Annotated in this window: 17 protein-coding genes; 10 read left to right on the top strand and 7 right to left on the bottom strand. The window is 36.1% G+C overall.

Going from position 1 to position 19,443, the window contains the following annotated elements:
• The gene (locus BMF77_RS00265) at positions 1–975 is read right to left on the bottom strand and encodes a GTPase family protein (protein WP_210422271.1); all 975 of its coding nucleotides are present in this window, start codon (positions 973–975) and stop codon (positions 1–3) included.
• A 173-nt stretch (positions 976–1,148) separates the two neighbouring features.
• Here BMF77_RS00265 and BMF77_RS00270 point away from each other — a divergent pair, with 173 nt between their 5' ends.
• Both BMF77_RS00270 and BMF77_RS00275 read left to right on the top strand, forming a co-directional pair.
• The gene (locus BMF77_RS00270; protein WP_148759726.1) at positions 1,149–2,519 is read left to right on the top strand and encodes an NB-ARC domain-containing protein; all 1,371 of its coding nucleotides are present in this window, start codon (positions 1,149–1,151) and stop codon (positions 2,517–2,519) included.
• A gap of 133 nt (positions 2,520–2,652) precedes the next feature.
• The gene (locus BMF77_RS00275) at positions 2,653–3,534 is read left to right on the top strand and encodes an aspartoacylase (RefSeq protein ID WP_148759728.1); all 882 of its coding nucleotides are present in this window, start codon (positions 2,653–2,655) and stop codon (positions 3,532–3,534) included.
• Here BMF77_RS00275 and BMF77_RS00280 read toward each other — a convergent pair.
• Both BMF77_RS00280 and BMF77_RS00285 read right to left on the bottom strand, forming a co-directional pair.
• The gene (locus BMF77_RS00280; RefSeq protein ID WP_148759730.1) at positions 3,517–4,626 is read right to left on the bottom strand and encodes a glycosyltransferase family 4 protein; all 1,110 of its coding nucleotides are present in this window, start codon (positions 4,624–4,626) and stop codon (positions 3,517–3,519) included. The genes BMF77_RS00275 and BMF77_RS00280 overlap by 18 nt on opposite strands.
• 60 nt (positions 4,627–4,686) lie before the next feature.
• The gene (locus tag BMF77_RS00285; protein WP_148759732.1) at positions 4,687–5,469 is read right to left on the bottom strand and encodes a PIG-L deacetylase family protein; all 783 of its coding nucleotides are present in this window, start codon (positions 5,467–5,469) and stop codon (positions 4,687–4,689) included.
• A gap of 237 nt (positions 5,470–5,706) precedes the next feature.
• Between BMF77_RS00285 and BMF77_RS28515 the strand changes: the two genes are divergently transcribed.
• From BMF77_RS28515 to BMF77_RS00305, 5 genes are all read left to right on the top strand, one after another.
• Positions 5,707–5,838, top strand: coding sequence for a hypothetical protein (locus tag BMF77_RS28515; RefSeq protein WP_256370329.1), 132 nt, complete (start codon positions 5,707–5,709; stop codon positions 5,836–5,838).
• 284 nt (positions 5,839–6,122) lie between these two features.
• Positions 6,123–7,916, top strand: coding sequence for a WD40 repeat domain-containing protein (locus BMF77_RS00290; RefSeq protein WP_148766711.1), 1,794 nt, complete (start codon positions 6,123–6,125; stop codon positions 7,914–7,916).
• A gap of 196 nt (positions 7,917–8,112) precedes the next feature.
• A complete protein-coding gene (locus BMF77_RS00295) occupies positions 8,113–8,394 on the top strand; it encodes a YiaA/YiaB family inner membrane protein (protein ID WP_148759734.1) in 282 nt (93 codons plus the stop codon).
• Between the two features lie 386 nt (positions 8,395–8,780).
• Positions 8,781–9,344: a Uma2 family endonuclease gene (locus BMF77_RS00300; protein ID WP_148759736.1), complete on the top strand. Its 564-nt coding sequence runs from the start codon at positions 8,781–8,783 to the stop codon at positions 9,342–9,344.
• Between the two features lie 146 nt (positions 9,345–9,490).
• Entirely contained in the window at positions 9,491–10,054 is a 564-nt protein-coding gene (locus BMF77_RS00305) for a Uma2 family endonuclease (RefSeq protein ID WP_148759738.1), read from the top strand.
• A 31-nt stretch (positions 10,055–10,085) separates the two neighbouring features.
• On the opposite strand, the gene pheS is transcribed toward BMF77_RS00305, so the two are convergent.
• The gene (gene pheS, locus BMF77_RS00310; RefSeq protein WP_015078029.1) at positions 10,086–11,078 is read right to left on the bottom strand and encodes a phenylalanine--tRNA ligase subunit alpha; all 993 of its coding nucleotides are present in this window, start codon (positions 11,076–11,078) and stop codon (positions 10,086–10,088) included.
• Between the two features lie 231 nt (positions 11,079–11,309).
• Here pheS and surE point away from each other — a divergent pair, with 231 nt between their 5' ends.
• Together surE and BMF77_RS00320 are read left to right on the top strand one after the other, a co-directional pair.
• Positions 11,310–12,107 carry a 5'/3'-nucleotidase SurE gene (gene surE / locus BMF77_RS00315; protein ID WP_015078030.1) on the top strand — a complete coding sequence of 266 codons (798 nt, stop codon included), beginning with the start codon at positions 11,310–11,312 and terminating at the stop codon, positions 12,105–12,107.
• Positions 12,108–12,278: 171 nt separating this feature from the next.
• A complete protein-coding gene (locus tag BMF77_RS00320) occupies positions 12,279–14,234 on the top strand; it encodes a pentapeptide repeat-containing protein (protein WP_148759740.1) in 1,956 nt (651 codons plus the stop codon).
• A gap of 108 nt (positions 14,235–14,342) precedes the next feature.
• Here the strand turns inward: BMF77_RS00320 and BMF77_RS00325 are convergent, their stop codons facing one another.
• From BMF77_RS00325 to ppk1, 3 genes are all read right to left on the bottom strand, one after another.
• A complete protein-coding gene (locus BMF77_RS00325; RefSeq protein WP_246863038.1) occupies positions 14,343–14,513 on the bottom strand; it encodes a hypothetical protein in 171 nt (56 codons plus the stop codon).
• A gap of 308 nt (positions 14,514–14,821) precedes the next feature.
• Entirely contained in the window at positions 14,822–15,364 is a 543-nt protein-coding gene (locus tag BMF77_RS00330; protein WP_148759744.1) for a DUF2854 domain-containing protein, read from the bottom strand.
• Positions 15,365–15,977: 613 nt separating this feature from the next.
• Positions 15,978–18,143 (bottom strand): polyphosphate kinase 1, encoded by a 2,166-nt coding sequence (gene ppk1 / locus BMF77_RS00335; protein WP_148759746.1) that lies wholly within the window; start codon positions 18,141–18,143, stop codon positions 15,978–15,980.
• A 366-nt stretch (positions 18,144–18,509) separates the two neighbouring features.
• Here ppk1 and BMF77_RS00340 point away from each other — a divergent pair, with 366 nt between their 5' ends.
• Complete coding sequence (locus BMF77_RS00340) at positions 18,510–19,313, top strand: hypothetical protein (protein WP_148759748.1); 804 nt, start codon at positions 18,510–18,512, stop codon at positions 19,311–19,313.
• Positions 19,314–19,443: the final 130 nt, after the last annotated feature.

Raw genomic sequence — 19,443 nt, forward strand, 5'->3', positions numbered from 1 at the left:
TTATAAATTTTGTTGTTTTAACCATGCCAAAAATGCTTTTTGATCCCCAGCAAATTTAGCAAATTCTTCTGGTGGTATAGTGGATACTATATCAGACATTTTTGATGGTCTAGGCTGTTGATTCGTAACCCTTTCTCGTCTTTTTTCTGGAGGCAAAAGTTGAGGATCAACAAATTCTAGGAAATCAGCTAAAGCTTTACGAGATGCAACTACCCATTGTCTTTTTCTAGGTACAGCATCCATCATTGCATCAAATAGTTGAGGTAAATTATACCGTCTATTAGCTGAATAACCTATAATTGTTCCTTTCCAATTTGGTAGTACCTCTCTAATTCTTCTTTTAACATCACGAATTCTGCCATTGATGTTTGCTTCTTGCTCTTCGCTTGGTAAATTTGCTAAAGGATGCCAATCTTTTTCTCCGGGATGTACTAAATCAACTTTATTTAAAGCAATCACCATTCGTTCTAGTAATCTGGGATTAATAGATTTAAGTTCTACTTCTAGATACTGTTGTACTGAAGCGATCGCTCTATTTTGTGCATCCACAATCCATAAGGCAACATCAACATCTTTTAGCACTTGCTCATAAAGAGCAATATGTTCTTTTTGCTTTAAACGACTTTCTCCCAATCCAGGCATATCATAAGCGACCAATGCCCCATTTACTCCCCGAAGTTCATTAAAAGAAACTTCAATCCCTCTTGCTGTTTGAGTACAAGCCTCTGTATGACTGACTTCCACACCTGCGTTAAATAGTGCATTCAATGTAGAGGATTTTCCTACACCTGTCTCACCAATAAAGGCAAAACGAGGAGGAGGTTCATTATCTACCTTATCCTCTATCATCTCGTATATTTTCTCAAAGTCATCATCAGACATCTTTTGATCACCGAGAAGGTCTTTTGCTAAATCTTGAAGTATGCCTCTTAAATCCATATACTCTAATTTGATTACTTGGTAAAACTTTTTCATTACACTCTGATAATAAATCACTTAGCTTATGGCAATATAAATACAGAACATCAAAAGCCCGTTATTTCCTACCCAATTTTGTAAAGAAATATTAATCCAAACCCTTGAAAACCCTTGATAATTTAACCCCAGGCTAGGCTAAAATACCCATAATCCTTACAAAATAAGCATTTATGACTGTTACAGAAGTGTTACAAATAGTTGATGAATTAGTCTTTAAACACACCGGAAACCACCTGAACGACTTACAACGAAGTGCTGTTCAAGGCATTTGGCACGGTAAAATCTATAGTGAAATTGCTGATGAATTTGGTTATGAAAGCGAAAATCATATTGGAAATGTTAGTCGTGAATTATATAAAATTCTGGGAAAAGAATTAGGTGAAGATGTAACTAAATCTAATTTTTGTTGGTCTATCGAAAGATTAGCAAATTCGTTTAATTCATCACAAGTTGTTGGAATAGGCATAAATAGTCATTTTAATTTATGTCCAAATAACACAGATATTCAAAAACAAGCAATTAATGACGAAGTTAAAATTAAACAAAAAATATCTTACATAAACCTCAAACAATCCCCCAAAATTACCTATTTTCACGGACGGACTAACGAACTATCAACCATATCCAAATGGGTAGAAAACCCCAATACCCGCTTAATCTCAATCTTGGGAATTTCCGGTATTGGTAAAAGTACATTAGTGAAATACTTTCTTGATACTCACACAATACCATTTGATGCAATTATCTGGAAAAACATTAAATTATCTAACTCTTTAAATTCTATCCTTACAGAAATAATCACCGAATTAAATGTAAATAGCCAAGATATAAATACCAATAATTTATTAAATCAATCCCTAGAATTATTTAATCAAAAACGCTGCTTAATTATTCTCGATAACCTAGAAGAAATATTTACCCCTCAACAATATTCAGGACAATATAAACCTGAATATCAAGATTATAAAACCTTCCTCCAAATGATTACAGAAATTGAACATCAAAGTTGTTTAATTATCATTAGTCAGGAAAAATGCCAAGAAATGATATCCTTAGATAGTGAACTTTATCCGATTCATTCCTTAGAACTATCAGGTTTAAATAATGCAGCTACAGAGATATTGAAAAATCAGGGCTTAAAAAATGAGGAAAATTGCTTAAACTTAATCAACTTATATGAAAGTCATCCTAAATATTTACAATATATCAGTATTTTAATTAAAGATGTCTTTCAGAGTGAAGTTGCCGAATTTATCAAAGAAAATAGTTTAATTTTAACAGAAGATTTTAAATCTCTGTTTGATTTAATATGGATGAGATTATCTGAAGTTGAAAAAGAGATATTATTGAAAATTAGTCAAAATGATCAACCTATATCTAGAGATGAGATAAAACAACTTTTATCATTGTCATCAATGGATATAATTAACGGGTTACAATCATTAACAAGAAGATTTTTATTAACTAAATTAGAAAATGATCAAAAACTATATACTCTTTCCCCTATTTTTAAAGAATATCTAAGAATTTATCATCATTAATTATACTCCCTTCCTCTTGCTATTGGCATCTGGACTATGAGAAAATTATTTATGCAGCATCTCAGCACAAAAGGCTATGGACTGATAGAATGTGTTCACTTTCATAGCTAAGTTGCTTATAAATGAGGTATTTATGAATCAAATTCATCGGGTGGCGATTGTTGGGGGAAATCACGGTAATGAGTTAACGGGAGTTTACTTGGTGAAAAAGTTTCAGCAATATCCCCATTTAATTCATCGAGGTAGTTTTGAAACTTTATCATTACTTGGTAATCCTAAAGCTATTGCTGCACGGACAAGATATATTGATACGGATCTGAATCGTTGCTTTAATCAAGATAAATTATCAAGTTCAAAAATTTCAAGTTATGAAGAATTAAGGGCGCGAGAAATTCAACAAATATTACAACCAGAAAATCAAGAATCTGTAGATACAATTATTGATGTACATACGACTACTGCCAATATGGGATTATGTATTATTCTAGGAAATTGGCATCCTTTCCTGCTCAAATTAGCTGCGGATTTGAGTGCAGTTAATCCTTTGGTGAAGGTTTATATTCATGAACAACCTCAAGGTAGTGGTTTTCTACGTTCTTTGTGTGATTTGGGTTTTGCAATTGAAGTTGGTGCTGTACCCCAGGGGATTTTAAATGCGGAATTATTTCAACAGACTGAACAACTTATTTATAGTGTTTTAGATTATTTTGAAGACTATAATCAAGGAAAATATTTACCCAAAAATAACACACTAACAGTCTATAAATCAATTGGTGTGATTGATTATCCGAGAAATGAAGTAGGGGAAATTCAGGCGATGATTCACCCCCGACTTCAATTTAAAGATTATGAACCTTTGCATCCTGGTGATCCTATTTTTCTGACTTTCACAGGAGAAGAAATTTTCTATCAAGGAAATTCTACTGTTTATCCAATCTTTATTAATGAAGCTGCCTATTATGAGAAAGGAATTGCGATGCACATTAGCGAAAAACAATTAATTAAGATTGGCTAATCCTCTGGTTTCCATCACTCTGATGATATTGTCTTTTCTCATTAATTCACGATATATATTTAGTGTTTCTTCATTCACTCTTGCGGCACTAAATCTTTCTAAATTTTGTTGGGCGCGGAATTTCCACTGATCTAAAAGTTGGCGATCGCTCAATAATTGTGTCAAAGTATTAGCTAAGGCTGGAATATCCTTGGGTGGCACTAAAATCCCGGCCTGACTATAATCTAAAGTCTCAGGAATGCCATCTACATCACTAGCGACAATGGCACAACCAGCTTCCCGCGCTTCCGTTAGCACTAAGCCAAAAGATTCACAATGTGAAGCCAAAACAAAGATATCCGTTGCTAACATATAGCGTTGCGGTTCTGACTGGAAGCCTTCAAAATGAATGCGATTCCTAACATCTGTATTTTGTACCATAGACTCGAAAATCGGTCGGTCTGGACCATCTCCTACCAAATATAAATGTGCTTGCGGAAAGTCTGAGGAAACTATTTTAAATGCCTCAATTAACTCATAAATACCTTTGCGGGTATACATCCCCGCCACAGTAGTTATAGATGGATGTGGCATTTCTACTGGTTGATAATCTGCCAGTTTTTTATGTCGAGGACTTCCTAAAGTTCCATTACTAACCACGCGCAATTTTTGAGGTGGAATACCCCGTTTAATCATTGAATTAGCTACTGCTTTACTAACTGCAATTACCTGATCAGCTAACCCCATGAGGATAGCACTATGTTGAAATTCATTATGGACAGTAGAAACTAAATGATATTCTCGATTCTTGCGAAGAATCCCTGCTAAAATTGCCCCTGTCATCATGTGTACATGAACAATATCCGGTTGAAACTCTTTAATGATTTGGCGATAATGCCCAGCAGCCTTAATGAGATTTAATGGTGTCCGACATTGATTGAGATAAAAATGTTCAACACCGTGATCTGCTAATAATTTTTCATATTCTCCACCAGCAGAAGCCACAGCAATATCCAGACCACTTTTTGCTTGTAAACAAGCTAAATCTACAGCAACATTAACAATTCCATTACCGATTTTTTGGACATGATTAGTAATATGTAGAATCCGCATTTAAATTTTCTCCACTGTAATTATTGATAACAAATCTTCAGATGCTTACCACTCACAACTTCACTCGGATTTAAAAAATATTTCTTCCGAATATAAAAATCTGTTAATAAATCCCCGAGGTAACATCTCAAGCTGGGAAGGATAGGCAGCAATAGCTTTTTGTTTTTTCTCTTTTACTGATGCTACTGATAAGCGATAAGCCGCTGCAATATCTTGTAACTTCAACAGAATAAATAATGGCGATCGCCAAAATACCCAAATAGGATACTGAAGTATTTCTGTAGTGATTTTAGATTGGATAATTGCCTCTTTCACTAAATTATAAGTAGCTTCATGATCTTGATGACAATCTTTGCGGTGAGGTACATAAACTTCTCCTGGTTGATACAAATTTAGTAATTCTGAAATCTCAGTAATTATCTGTTGCCTTTTCTCTATATTCAAAGAAGCCAAACTGCCATCTTGATAATTTAAAAAATGAATCTCTGAAGTGTTCACACCCAAAATATCTAAAGCTATCAAAGATTCTTGTTGACGAATCTGGATAACTTGATTTTGAATATGGGGATCTAAACAATGAGAACCTCTACCGTCAGTTAAAAAAGTTATCCCTACTTGTATTCCTTGTTCTCTTTTGCGGGCAATCATCCCTCCACAACCAAAGGTTTCATCATCTTGATGCGGAGAAAAAACCATTGCTGATTTTTCAGAAAAATTTAAAGGCTGACTTCCCCAATGCAAAATCCACCAGGAAACTAGACTACAATGAATATATTGTATCTGATTTAGCAATCTATTAGGAATTATTTTTTCTAATGAGGTGAGTGTTTTTTTAGGATTCATAATTTTAAAATTGATTCAAGACAAAATTAAAGTTTTCTAGATAACAAATATTGATGCTTACCATAAATTAGAACAACTATTTTTATGATAGTCTTGATTCCAGATAAACTTAAAGTTTTGTAGATGACACATATTGATGCTTCTCGTAAATCAAAACAACTATTTTTATGATAGTTAAGCCCTAGATCATATTATTTATTGTTTTAATAAAGTTATCCTGAAAATCTCAATAAGAGGATGTTTGAAAATCGGACAGGGTGTAAAAAATCTTTCAGTAGTATTCAGGAGTCAGCTAAAAGCAGGAATAGTCAAGAAGAGGAAGTTTTAATTACCCGTGTTTTACGGAAAGCTGTATTAGCTGACGACTGACGAGTGAATGCTTACTATTTTTCTACTCAGAAGTGTTTCTCTAGAAACAGTAAATTGTTAGTTAGGTTAGTTAGAATTTAGGGAAATCATCGAAATCTCTATAACCTACTATATAAAATTAAGCAGTGCTTAATCACCGTAGGGGTTGATGTTTACCATTAAATTCAGCTAGTTTTTGTATTCTATTAGACTGTGATGATTACTGAATTTTGGCTGAAGTTATAAATTGAGTAATTATTCCATTAGTATAAGTTATCTTGGGTATGCAATGGTGTGCCACTATCATGCAGATGAATTGGATTAGTTTACTAAAAGCGCAACAAACTGACTTCTTAAACCGGGTGAAAAAACCGAAAACGGCGGATCTTTCTCTTTTAGAAAGTCGAGTTAAAGGTTATCACAGTGAGGTAATGGCATTTGCGGGGGATTCATTCACAAAAATTCTCGAATGTTCCCGTCAGCAAGCTGAAATTCTCGCCAAAAATCCCCCACCGATACCACCAGAATATCCTGAATATCCTGATTGGATCATTCCCTTTCCTACTTATTTTCAACGTCAAGCAGAAGATTATCTTGTCCGTGAACAAATTGTTGATTGGATGATTACAGAACGCTTAGGAAAATTGGTGAGAAAAGTGCCACAAGACACTTTAGACAATATGGTTTTGGATGATGAGGGAAATTTACGTAGTGAAAGTAAGTTTACTTATTTGTTAGCTAATAACCCAAAAGTGAGTATTCAAATTCACGTAGCAGATGGAGAAAGTTTTAACGGTATTAAAAAAGATAAAATTCGTTGGTCTGTTAGTCAAGAAGATATCAGTAACCACCAAGTATTAATTTTCTTGTGTTTGTTTTATCCTGGAAATAACAAATTAGGATACCACAAACAAACTGTAATTACTGGTTTTTTACCCACAAATCAACTAGATTTTTCCAACGCCAAAACTTATCTAACTCCCAGTAGTCTATTATATGCGGGAGGCTTAAATTGGTATTTACAATCTCTGGGTGGTAAGCCAGATGATGTGCCAATAACTGATGAGAAAATGATGGTAGAAACCATTCAAACCTTACCATCAGATCATCCCCAAAAGAAGATTATTGGTGATTGGGAATGCTGGCAAACATTGATTGGACATACCAGAGGTATTAACTGTTTAGCCTATGCTATCAAAACCTTAGTAGTTGAAGATGCTGGATCTAAAAATGTCAAAACAATCCCGATGTTAGCTAGTGGTAGCAGGGGAGAAACAAAATTATGGGATTTAGCCAAAGGTGAATTAATCGAGACATTATCAGAATATCCTTGGGTGATTTCTGATCATGTTAATGAAGTTAATTCTCTGGCTTTTAGCACCGACGGACAAACATTAGTGAGTGTAGGTGCAGATTCCACCGTTAAAATTTGGCATACTGGGGCGTTGGATCTAATTGATATTCTCCATAAACATCATGGAGATGTCCGTTGTGTGGCGTTTACTCCTGATGGTAAGATGTTAGCGACTGGTGGCCATGACCGCAAGATTTTATTTTGGAATTTGCGCGATCGCCAAGTTGAAAATACTCTATCTTTAGATGATACAGCAGCCCATTCAATGGTATTAAGTCAAGATGGGAAAATTTTAATTACAGGTAGTTATCGCAAAATCAAAGTTTGGGAAACATCCTCAACACTCAATCAGAAAAAATTGCCAGATATACAACCAATATACACCCTGATGGGTCATTCTCATATTGTTAGTTCCCTAGCCATAAGTGCTGATGCTAAATTTTTAGTTAGTGGTAGTCAAGATCAAACTATTCGAGTTTGGAATTTAGCCACTGGGGAATTAGTTCACACTCTCAAAGGACATCGAGATAGTGTGAATACAGTTGCTTTAAGTCCTGACGAACAAATTATTGCCAGTGGTAGTGCTGATAAAACTATCAAATTGTGGCATTTACAATCTGGGGAATTATTAGGGACATTTACAGGTCATGCTAATACAGTCACAGCTTTATCCTTTACTGCTTCTGGAGAAATGTTAGTCAGTGGTAGTTTGGACAAAACCATTAAAATTTGGCAGCGGAGTTAGGTAAAAACTGCGGTTGTCTCTACAAGTTTGTGCCACTTATAAAACTGGTACAAATTTTTTATGAATAACTGCTTTATTTACTGCCCTTTTCGTGATTTTAATTAAGTACAGTTACGGAACTGGTAAGTTACTCTCACCTGATTTTTTACTAATACATACAATTGTGTTGTTAGGAAGTAATTACAAAGTGGGAAATATGCAAACATTTAATCAACAAAAAGATAGTCCTGCTTGGGTTTTTCAAACATGGGCAGCTTTTATTTTATCTATTTCTATGACTACCTTTGGTGTTGTCAATTTACCTGTAGACAATTGGATAAAAGGATTTATGGGCATGGGTTTAGCTTTTTCTGTTGGTTCTACTTTTACTTTGGCAAAAACTACCAGAGATATGTATGAAACCAAACGATTAACTTCCCGCATTGAAGAAGCCAAGGTAGAAAAATTGCTTTCTCAACATGATGTGATTTTGAAATAAGAAATTTTTGTCATAACTGCTTTGATAAAATAGAAAAAATCAGGGGTTTAGCATTGCTAAACCCCTACTTCATTAATGATGAATAATTCTAGTAAATTACATAAATCCTAAATATTTGGAAGTCCGATAACCCAGCCATATTCCCAAAAGTCCCCCCATCACACTAAATAGGATTGAGGTAAACGAAAATAAACTTCTACCCCATAAAAGCGGAATATAGCTACCAATGGTAGAACCAAAAAACATTCCGATACTGATAAGTAATTTATTCAAGCTTTTATAGCCAGTGATTACACACCCAATGTACTTGATTTTACAGATATTTCCCAAAAACTAATTTTCGACATTATCGTTGATAATATAAATATGCTTTCTAGTTACCAATTATGACTATAGCCACTGAACGCCCGATTACACTAGAAAATTTTCTCAAGTTACCGGAAACTAAACCAGCATCAGAATTTATTAACGGGGAAATCCTACAAAAACCTATGCCACAAGGTGAACACAGCTTAATTCAGACTACTTTTATTGAAGTTGTCAATGGACTCACTAGAAGTCAAAAAATTGCCATAGCCTTCCCAGAACTACGTTGTACTTTTGGTGGTAGTGCCATTGTGCCTGATATTGCGGTGTTCCGGTGGGAAAGAATCCCCAAAACTGAATCTGGGAGAATTGCTAATCGGTTTGAAATTCATCCTGACTGGGTAATAGAAATTCTTTCTCCTGAACAACCACAGAAAAAAGTATTAACTAAATTATTGCATTGTTCCCGTCACGGAACTGAATTAGGTTGGTTATTAAATCCAGAGGAAGAAAGTGTATTAGCTGTATTTTCTGGACAAAAAATAGAAATATATGAAGGTGATGATAAATTACCAATTTTGGAAAATATCAATTTAGAATTAACTGTTAAAGAAATTTTTGGTTGGTTGAGTTTTGGTTCATAATTGTAGCCAGGAAAGGATAATGGGAAACTTTATTGCCCCCCGTAGGCAGGTTTTGGTGGGCAATGCCAACCCTACGCTACTTAAAATTTCTCAAATATAATTAATGATTCCTATAATATAATAAATATGCTTTCTAGTTACCAATTATGACTATAACCACTGAACGCCAGATTACACTAGAAAATTTTCTCAAGTTACCGGAAACTAAACCAGCATCAGAATTTATTAACGGGGAAATCCTGCAAAAACCTATGCCACAAGGTGAACACAGTCGTCTACAGATTAAATTTTGTACCAATATTAATCAAGTAGCGGAAACGCCAAAGATTGCTTATGCCTTCCCAGAACTACGTTGTACTTTTGGTGGTAGTACCATTGTGCCTGATATTGCGGTGTTCCGGTGGGAAAGAATCCCCAAAACTGAATCTGGGAGAATTGCTAATCGGTTTGAAATTCATCCTGACTGGGTAATAGAAATTCTTTCTCCTGAACAACCACAGAAAAAAGTATTAACGAAATTATTGCATTGTTCCCGTCACGGAACTGAATTAGGTTGGTTATTAAATCCAGAGGAAGAAAGTGTATTAGCTGTATTTCCTGGACAAAAAATAGAAATATATGAAGGTGATGATAAATTACCAATTTTGGAAAATATCAATTTAGAATTAACTGTTAAAGAAATTTTTGGTTGGTTGAGTTTTGGTTCATGATTATTAAGGGCGGGGAAACCCCGCCGCTGCATTAAAATTGTTGTAAAAAGCGCAAATCGCTATTATACAAACGACGAATATCATCAATTTGATGTAATACCATTGCAAACCGTTCTACACCAAAACCGGCAGCAAAGCCGCTATAAACTTCTGGATCATAACCCACAGATTTTAAAACATTGGGGTCAACCATACCGCAACCCATAACTTCTAACCAACGTCCTTTCCACTGTAAATCTACTTCGGCTGAAGGTTCGGTGAAAGGAAAATAACTGGCACGAAACCGAATTGGTAAATCGCCAAATATTGATTGTAAAAATATTTTCACAGTTCCTTTGAGGTCTGTAAAAGTTAGTCCTTCATCTATGGCTAAAAGTTCAATTTGATGGAAAACTGCTGAGTGCGTCGCATCTACATCATCTCTGCGATATACTCGACCTGGGGCAACAACTCGAATAGGTGGTTCTTCCTTTTCCATGTAGCGAATTTGCACAGAGGAAGTATGAGTCCGCAATAAATTACCATCTGGTAAATAGAAGGTATCCTGCATATCACGGGCTGGATGATCTGGGGGGGTGTTAAGAGCTTCAAAATTGTAGTAATCTGTTTCCATTTCTGATCCTTGGGCAACGGTGTAACCCATGCCAACAAAGATATCTAGGGTTTGGTCAATAATGCCATTGAGGGGATGAATCCGACCTTGGGGACGGTAAATACCCGGCATGGTGACATCTATTGTTTCCGCCTCTAGTTGTACCAGAATTTGAGCAGATTCCAGGGTTGTGCGTTGCTGGTCAAGGCTGTTTTGAATGGCTTCTTTGACAGTGTTAGCGATCGCTCCAATCTGAGGACGTTCTTCCGCGCTCATTTGCCCCATACTTCGTAACAGCAGCCCCAATTGCCCTTTTTTGCCCAAATAGTTAACTCTGAGTTCTTCTAGGCGTTCTAGGCTATCAGCAGCAGCGATCGCTGTTTCTCCTTCTTGTCGTAATGCTAAAAGTTGGTCTTCTAAATTGCTAGTCATTAGTTATTAGTCATTGGTGATTAGTCATTAGTCTATAGTAGGGAACGGGGAACAGGGAAGCAGGGAACAGACAAGAGGCAGGGGATGTAGGGGAGAGGATTTTTCCTACTGACAACTGACAACTAACAACTGTACGGGCGAAGCATTTGGAGAACTATTTTTGGCAATGACCGATAATTTATCTTCCAAATGCTTCGCCCCTACTAACAACTAACAACTAACAAATGACAAATGAAATTACTAATTAGCAACGATGATGGAATTTCTGCTTTGGGTATTCGTACCCTAGCCAACACCTTAGCAGCAGCGGGTCATGAAGTGACAGTAGTTTGTCCAGATCGAGAGAGATCCGCAACAGGTCATGGATTAACCTTACTGCAACCCATTCGCGCGGAAATAGTGGAATCTGTGTTTCATCCTGATATTAAAGCTTGGGCTTGTGATGGTACGCCTTCAGATTGTGTAAAATTGGCACTATGGGCTTTATTGGATTCTCCACCCGACTTAGTGCTATCTGGAATTAACCAAGGTGCAAATTTAGGGACAGAAATCCTCTACTCTGGGACTGTTTCCGCAGCAATGGAAGGAGTTATTGAAGGTATTCCTAGTATTGCTTTTAGTTTAACCAGTCATACCCATAAAGATTTTCAACCAGCAGCTAAATTTGCTGAAGTCCTGGTTGCTAAAATTGCCGCCCAACCACTGCCAGAATTGATGTTACTCAATGTCAACGTCCCCCCGTTATCTTGGGAAGAAATAGCTGGAGTTACTTTCACTAGACAAGGAGTACGACGTTATGTGGATGTTTTTGACAAGCGAACTGATCCTAGAGGTAAAACTTACTACTGGTTAACTGGAGAGGTAATCGAAGATGTAGAACCACCTATAGAATTAAACTTACCAACCCACATTCCCCTTGATGTTCATGCCATTCAAAAAAAATATATCAGTATTACTCCATTGCAATATAATTTGACTTATGGGCATGGACTTAATCAGCTATCTACATGGGAATTTAAACTTCCGTAGATTTAGGCAACTTTGACAAAACTAGAAAAGGTTATTTTCAGTAAAGTTACTGAATCTTTACTAGCTATTAATTAAATAAGTGTAGTAAACAACCCTCTTTTAACGTTGTAAATTTGTTAGAATATCAAGGTAATTAGAAACAAACTATACCACCTAAAAGGATAAGACAGTATGGATGCTGCGAAACTTCTAGCACTTTATGAAGAAGGAGAAACAGATTTTCAGGAATTAAACTTGGAAAATATTGATTTAAGAAATGCTGATTTGAGTGGTGCTGATTTTAGTGATGCTAATTTCAATGGTGTTAATTTTAGTCACGCAAATTTACGCGACACTAATTTAGCAGGTGTTAATTTTCATGGGTCAGATTTAAGTAATGCTGATTTGAGCAATTCTGATTTGGGTGGTGCTAATTTCAGTGGTGTTAATTTTAGTCATGCAATTTTACACAACACTAATTTAGCAGGTGTTAATTTTCATGATTCAGATTTAAGTAATGCTGATTTGAGTTATGCAAACTTATGTTGTGCCAATGCAGAGCTTTCTCAATATGACTGTGTATATATAGATGATTGTATTTACAATTCACAATATGGTTATGCAGAAGAGTTAGAAGTTGCAATTTTCAGTAATGTCAATCTAACTGATGCAAAATTAATTGAAACAAAATTATGTGGTGTAGACCTTAGTAATCTGAATCTTAGTGGTGCTGACCTGAGTGATGGTGCTAACTTGAGTAATGCTGACTTGAGTAATGCTGACTTGAGTAATGCTGACTTGAGTAATGCTAACTTGAGTAATGCTGACTTGAGTAATGCGAACTTGAGTAATGCGAACTTGAGTAATGCGAACTTGAGTAATGCTGACTTGAGTAATGCGAACTTAAGTGATGCTGACTTGAGTAATGCGACTAACTTGAATAGTGCTAACTTGAATGGTGCTAACTTGAATAATACTGACTTAAGTAGTGTCAATCTTAGTCATAAAAATTTTAGTCATTTCAACTTCAGCGATGCTTATTTAAGTAGTGCCGAGCTTGAAGGCGTGAACCTAAGCTATGCTAATTTAGAGAATGCTGATCTGAGTGGTGCTAATTTAGAGAATGCTAATTTGAGTGGTGCTAATTTAGAGAATGCTGATCTGAGTGGTGCTAATTTAGAGAATGCTAATTTGAGTGGTGCTAATTTAGAGAATGCTGATCTGAGTGGTGCTAATTTAGAGAATGCTAATTTGAGTGGTGCTAATCTGACTGGAACTATAATTGATATAAAAAAAGAAATAGATCATAAATGGGCTATTGTTTGGAAAATTCTTAATCAAGAAAAATTTGCTCAAATAAATCAACAAGAGAAAAATCAAATTAGCTTATCTGAGACACGAAATCATTTTTCCAAATATGAGTTAGAATGCATTGATTTAAGTAATAGTTATCTAAAAAATGCAAAATTGGCTAATTTAAATTTAACTCATACTGATTTTAGCAATTCAAATTTACATTCGGCTGATTTGCGGGGTGCAAATTTAACTGGTGCAAATCTAACTGGAGTAAACCTACAAGAAGCTACATTAATAAAAGCGAATCTCCAGGGAGCAGATTTAAGTAATGCGGATTTACGATATGCAAATATACATGGAGCAAACCTAAATAATACTAAAAGAGATGGAGCAAAATTTACAACATTTGATGATATATCATGTTCTTGGAATCAGTTAAATGATGATCAATTTGAAGAACTTTGTTATGATATTTTAAGAGAAAAACATAAATTAACTGATATACAGAAAATTGATAAGTCTCGCTCTCGTGATGGTGGTAGAGATATTGTATTTTCTAAAGGTGTAGATATTAATAAAAAACCTATTAAATGGATAGCTCAATGTAAATTAAAAAGCGATAAGCGATCTCTTGGTAAATCACAAGTTCCTGATATAAGTGATATGCTAAAAGCACAAGCAGCTAAAGGTTTTTGTATCATGACTAGCGGGATAATTGGCGCAACTTTACACGATAGCTTAGATGCTTTAAGAGATAAAGAGGGTTGGGAAGTAGAGCGATGGTCATACTTAGAAATAGAACGCTTTTTAGCAGAACATCCAGAAATTAAATCAAGACATTTTAAAGATTAATCTGATGAAAATTATCCATAAAAATAGCCTACGCAGGTAGGCTTTGTCTGTATAGCCCCAGATTTCTAATCTGAGGACTATATAAAAAAACACATTAAACAATATATCCTAAACTGCCTCATTCTGCAATCTTTGCAACAATTCCTCACGGGATAAATTACCCAAAGAAAGAAGTAACTGAGTGCGTTCAGAAATAGGAATATTAGCAATCTTTTCCACCAAACCAAATAACTCAGCATCCAAACTACCAAAACGCCCTTCCAGAAGAGAAGTTATCAAATAAACTTGTCCTTCTTGCTTCCAGTCTTCTATTTGTGTCTAGCTACCTGTTAATTTTCAGATCCCTGACTTCTTTGAGAAGTCGGGGATCTTGGGGATCTTGACACTTTCCCAATTAGACATCTCCGAGAAATTTAATTCTAGTTGGCTTTTACACCCGCCAGACACCCGCCAGGGAATAAATTCCCTGTCTAATAGCTGAAGTCCGTTTTAACGGACTAGGAGCTTTTTTTAAGTGTTTAGTCATCTTTAGATGACTTTTGTTATTAGCAAGGAACTTGAGTTCCTTGCGAGATAGAGGTTTTAGATTAAATTTTCATCAAAGACAGTTCAATGTAGTCCTCTCTGGGCTGTTTAATGTTGACTTCTACACCTGGACCAAAATACTTGGTCATTTTTTCATGCTTTTGTTGCCAGGTATCAAAGGTGATTAGTGGTGAATCGAATTCTAGGATTAGGGTATAAGCGCCGTTGATTTCGGTTTCTCGCAAACCGGTGACGACTGGTCTGACTTCGTCTGTGGGACTTAAACCTAGATAAGCCAGGGCTAAATCTAGATGGGATTTTTGCCCATAACAGAAGCGGGTGATGTCCTTGCGGATTTTAGTTTGTGTGACAGTTGCCTGTTGCTTTCTGAGTTCGAGGATTGATGGTGTGGTAGTTTGGCTGAAGGGGATGGGTTTAAGTTCATTAGCTTTTAGGGCTAAACCTCCCAGTAATAGCGGAAAACCATAGAAAAATCCTACTAGATTGAGGGTAGCGTTATCCATGAAGTAGGCAACAAAACCTGTGATGGTGAGTATACTACCTACTGTTAAACCAAGTGTTCCCAAAGAAATTCCGCCGAGCATAATTTAAGCTTAGTATAATTTATTTTCATCTTTTATTATCATCGCTGATTGGTGGCAGATTGGGAAAGGGATATGGAGATTTTTCCTTACTTTATCTTATGGATGAATTGTAGCCACTAAAGGTTAATTTTTATGCAAATTTTTCATAAAAAACTGTTTTTTTGCATAATACTGGGGCGACAGATTCAGCACTTATGAAACTGGGATAAGTAGGTTGGCGTTGAAAATTGTCGTTATGGCAAGGCAAAAGGCAAGAGGCAAGAGGCAAGAGTGAAGAGGGTTTGGGCGATTTTACGTTTCTTTACACAGTTTGGTTTTATTGTGTTCACCTACTTATTATGATAGTGCATCTCCAAAATATGTTATTCATCACCGAATATCAAGTCTAATATCCTCACCAATATACATTTAGTCTGATAGTTGTATAAGTCTGAAGACTATTGAAAATATATATATCTATTGACTGAAGAAGAATTTACAGCAGCGTACGTCAATTAAGCTATGGTTGAGATCCCCGACTTCTCTGATTAATTATTTGCATGAGAAAATTGATCAGAAAAGTCGGTGATATTGGCAGAGGTTATTATTCACTTTTGCTGCAACTAATGAGAGTTTAATTTATGCCTACAGATCGTAATGTCATAGACATAATAGTTTTTTGAGAATTAGCTTCTGGACAGTTATCACAAGGACATCTTTGAATATAACTACCATCAGGTTGTAATTCCCAAGCATGACGATTATCTGCCAACATAATTCCTAAAATCTCTTGCAAGTCCTTAGCAATATCTTGGTCTTTAATGGGGGTAATGACTTCCACTCGACGATCTAAATTGCGACGCATCCAGTCCGCACTACCAATATATATTTCTTCTTGACTATTGTTGTAGAAGTAAAATATGCGGGAGTGTTCCAAAAAGCGACCAATAATGCTGATGACGCGAATATTTTCGCTCAGGTTTGGCACTCCGGGACGCAAACAACAAATACCGCGAATAATTAGGTCAATTTGTACACCTGCACGAGAAGCTTCGTATAGTGTAGAAATGATTTGTGGATCAACGAGGGCATTCATTTTAGCAACGATGCGACCAGAAAATCCATTGTGGACATTTTCAATTTCGCGCTTAATTAATTCCAGAAAGCGATCGCGCATATTCACAGGTGCTACCATAATTTCTCGATAGGATTTTTGGCGAGAGTAACCTGTTAAGAAATTAAACACATCTGTTAAATCTGCACCTAATTCTTCCCGACAACTAAATAAGCCTAAATCTGTATAGAGTCGTGCAGTTTTTGGGTTGTAATTCCCTGTACCAATGTGTACATAACGGCGCATTCTGTCTTTTTCCCGGCGTACTACCAGAACAATTTTGCTATGGGTTTTTAAACCAACTAAACCATAGACAACATGAACACCAACACTTTCTAAACGCCTTGCCCAGTAAATGTTATTCTCTTCATCAAACCGGGCTTTTAATTCGACTAATACAGAAACTTGCTTGCCATTTTCTGCCGCAGCAATTAAAGCATTAACGATGGGTGAGTCCCCAGAAGTCCGGTAAAGAGTCATTTTAATGGCAAGAACATGAGGATCATGGGCAGCGCTAGTAATAAAGCGGACTACTGTACCAGAAAAGGATTGATAGGGATGGTGGACGAGTAAATCTTTTTCACGAATGATGGAAAAAAAGTCTCTTCCTTCTTCTAGTTCGGGAACGTCAGCATCAATACAGGGTTCTCTGAGCCGTTGCAAGCGGGAAGGAACAACAGATTGACGGGGGGGATCTTTAAGTTCTGGTAATGGTAATGCCAGAAAATACATTAAATCCCGCAGTGCTAAAAGACCATCAATTTCATAAATATCGCTTTCGGTTAATCCCAAATCTGGTAAGAGCCGGGAACGAATTGATGCGGGGGTTTGGGAGCGAATTTCTAACCTGACGGTATTTCCACCCATGCGGCGTTTGCGAAGTTCCTGTTCAATAGCTAATAACAGGTCATCTGCTTCATCTTCTTCTAGTTCCAGATCAGCATCACGGGTAATGCGGAAGGGGTGATATTCTTGGATACTCATCCCTGGAAAGAGGGATTCTAAGTTATGAGCGATCGCTTGTTCTAAGGGAACTCCGATCCAATGAGCAGTTTTACCATCTTCCTGAATTCCCAACTCTGGTGGTAAGGGTAAAAATTGTGGCAAGACTTTCGGGACTTTAACTATAGCAAAAGACTCCTCCTCAGTATCGGGATTTTTGACCACCACTGCCAGGTTTAAACTGAGATTAGAAATGTGGGGAAAGGGATGACCAGGATTAACAGCGAGGGGAGTTAGCACCGGAAAAACCTGTTCTTCAAAATAGTTATTTAAGTAATTTCGCTGTCTTTGATTCAGTTGTATGTAATCGAGAATATAGATTCCCTGTTTTACTAACTGTGGTCGCAGAACTTCCTCAAATTCTGCGTTATGTTTTTTGAGTTGGGGAGTCAAATGCAGACGAATATCATCTAGCTGTTTTGCTGGTGTGCGTCCATCTGGCGTTAATAAATTAATACTGGCTTCTACCTGTTGCTTTAAACCTGCTACTCGTACCATAAAGAACTCATCCAGATTGGAACTAAAAATGGCCAAAAATTTCAGCCTTTCCAACAGAGGAGTTCTGGGATCACAAGCCTCATGTAAGACCCGATGATTAAATTCTAGCCAACTTAATTCACGGTTAATGTAGTATTGTGGATCACTTAGATTTATGGAATCAGAATTCTTTTTTGGTTTTGCCATGATCACCTAGATTAAGGCAGATATTGCCCATAGAGCATGAATATCAATATCTTAATGGCTGGGGCATAGATTTTAACAATTCTTGGTATAGAAACCTGATTAAGTTGGCGATTTGATATTTTTATGTATAAAAAAATATTTTATTCAGACAAGTATTTTACAAAAAGCTTGAATAATCATAGGATTTTAAATTTTCAATCCCAATACCACTCCAAATCAGGTAGATAAGCTACACAATTTTGTATAACACCTGGATATTGACGATATCTAGCAATTTCTTGATATTTTTTCAACGTTATGATAAACTGGAAGCCAAATTACTCAGAAATCTGCTTTAATTATACAGTAACTAAGGGTATTCAGGGTATGACAGGCCAGAAAATAGACCGGAAGTGGATTTTGTCAAGTATTGCTCTTCTAGTAGTTTTTGTTTTCGGCATACTTGCTAAAGGTAAGATTGATTCATTGTTCAACGGGACTAATATTGCTGGAAAGACGCAGGAAACCGCTGGAGGAGATATCGTTAGAGGAGACAAAAGCACTCAAGGAGACAATACTGGAGGAAACAAAACTGTATACGGGCAACAAGAAAATAGGCAAGAAAATAGGCAAGAGTCTAACGTTCAAATTATTATTCAACAGGGAGATGAAAGATACAAAAATTCATCTCAACCAAATTTGTCAGATCCTGGTCTTGCGGAAGTAAAGCCTGTAGAATTAGGTAGTTTCAAAGGGGCTAATCAGTTCACGAAAGAAACTGTTTTACCAGATTATCTTAATAATATTGTATTTTCTGATGGTAAGATTGCAATTTCCGATAGAATATATGATTCTATTTTTAAATTACGTGGAGAGAATCAGGAGCAGAAAGTAGTTTTTTCTTTAAGTGGAAATCAAAAAGGAATTTTTCTTCAATTTGGATTGAAAGATCTAGCTAAACAAGGAGATAATTTGATCTATGAGGTAATTATTTTCACAACTAATAATACCGAAAAACCAAAAAAAGTTTGGTCTGGTAAGATAATATACGGTTCCAAAGATCAAATTGTTTCATTGCCTTTTGATGCAACTAAGGCGACAAGTCTCATAATTAAATATTCAATCTCACAGGGTAAGGGAAATACCAACCGAGAACTATTTTTTACTCGAGCAGAACTACTGTATGAGTAAGCATGATAGCTGATATTATAGGATGTGTGAATAAAATCTAATGCCTCTTATTTTGTTTAACTGAAAAAATGTTAATAGGCTGTTACACATTTACTTTTTTTGCCCAAAAGCCTTATTGTCAGGACTCTAG

Source organism: Dolichospermum sp. UHCC 0315A (assembly GCF_008121535.1).
Taxonomy (GTDB): Bacteria; Cyanobacteriota; Cyanobacteriia; order Cyanobacteriales; family Nostocaceae; genus Dolichospermum; species Dolichospermum lemmermannii.

What these genes read in the sequence shown, in the direction of transcription:
- BMF77_RS00285 (WP_148759732.1), bottom strand. Translation starts at nt 5,469, where the DNA reads ATGAATCCTAAAAAAACACTCACCTCATTAGAAAAAATAATTCCTAAT.
- BMF77_RS00330 (WP_148759744.1), bottom strand. Translation starts at nt 15,364, where the DNA reads ATGCTCGGCGGAATTTCTTTGGGAACACTTGGTTTAACAGTAGGTAGT.
- BMF77_RS00290 (WP_148766711.1), top strand. Translation starts at nt 6,123, where the DNA reads ATGCAGATGAATTGGATTAGTTTACTAAAAGCGCAACAAACTGACTTC.
- BMF77_RS00275 (WP_148759728.1), top strand. Translation starts at nt 2,653, where the DNA reads ATGAATCAAATTCATCGGGTGGCGATTGTTGGGGGAAATCACGGTAAT.
- surE (WP_015078030.1), top strand. Translation starts at nt 11,310, where the DNA reads ATGAAATTACTAATTAGCAACGATGATGGAATTTCTGCTTTGGGTATT.
- BMF77_RS00305 (WP_148759738.1), top strand. Translation starts at nt 9,491, where the DNA reads ATGACTATAACCACTGAACGCCAGATTACACTAGAAAATTTTCTCAAG.
- BMF77_RS00300 (WP_148759736.1), top strand. Translation starts at nt 8,781, where the DNA reads ATGACTATAGCCACTGAACGCCCGATTACACTAGAAAATTTTCTCAAG.
- pheS (WP_015078029.1), bottom strand. Translation starts at nt 11,078, where the DNA reads ATGACTAGCAATTTAGAAGACCAACTTTTAGCATTACGACAAGAAGGA.
- ppk1 (WP_148759746.1), bottom strand. Translation starts at nt 18,143, where the DNA reads ATGGCAAAACCAAAAAAGAATTCTGATTCCATAAATCTAAGTGATCCA.
- BMF77_RS00280 (WP_148759730.1), bottom strand. Translation starts at nt 4,626, where the DNA reads ATGCGGATTCTACATATTACTAATCATGTCCAAAAAATCGGTAATGGA.
- BMF77_RS00270 (WP_148759726.1), top strand. Translation starts at nt 1,149, where the DNA reads ATGACTGTTACAGAAGTGTTACAAATAGTTGATGAATTAGTCTTTAAA.
- BMF77_RS00320 (WP_148759740.1), top strand. Translation starts at nt 12,279, where the DNA reads ATGGATGCTGCGAAACTTCTAGCACTTTATGAAGAAGGAGAAACAGAT.
- BMF77_RS00340 (WP_148759748.1), top strand. Translation starts at nt 18,510, where the DNA reads ATGACAGGCCAGAAAATAGACCGGAAGTGGATTTTGTCAAGTATTGCT.
- BMF77_RS00265 (WP_210422271.1), bottom strand. Translation starts at nt 975, where the DNA reads ATGAAAAAGTTTTACCAAGTAATCAAATTAGAGTATATGGATTTAAGA.
- BMF77_RS28515 (WP_256370329.1), top strand. Translation starts at nt 5,707, where the DNA reads ATGTTTGAAAATCGGACAGGGTGTAAAAAATCTTTCAGTAGTATTCAG.
- BMF77_RS00295 (WP_148759734.1), top strand. Translation starts at nt 8,113, where the DNA reads ATGCAAACATTTAATCAACAAAAAGATAGTCCTGCTTGGGTTTTTCAA.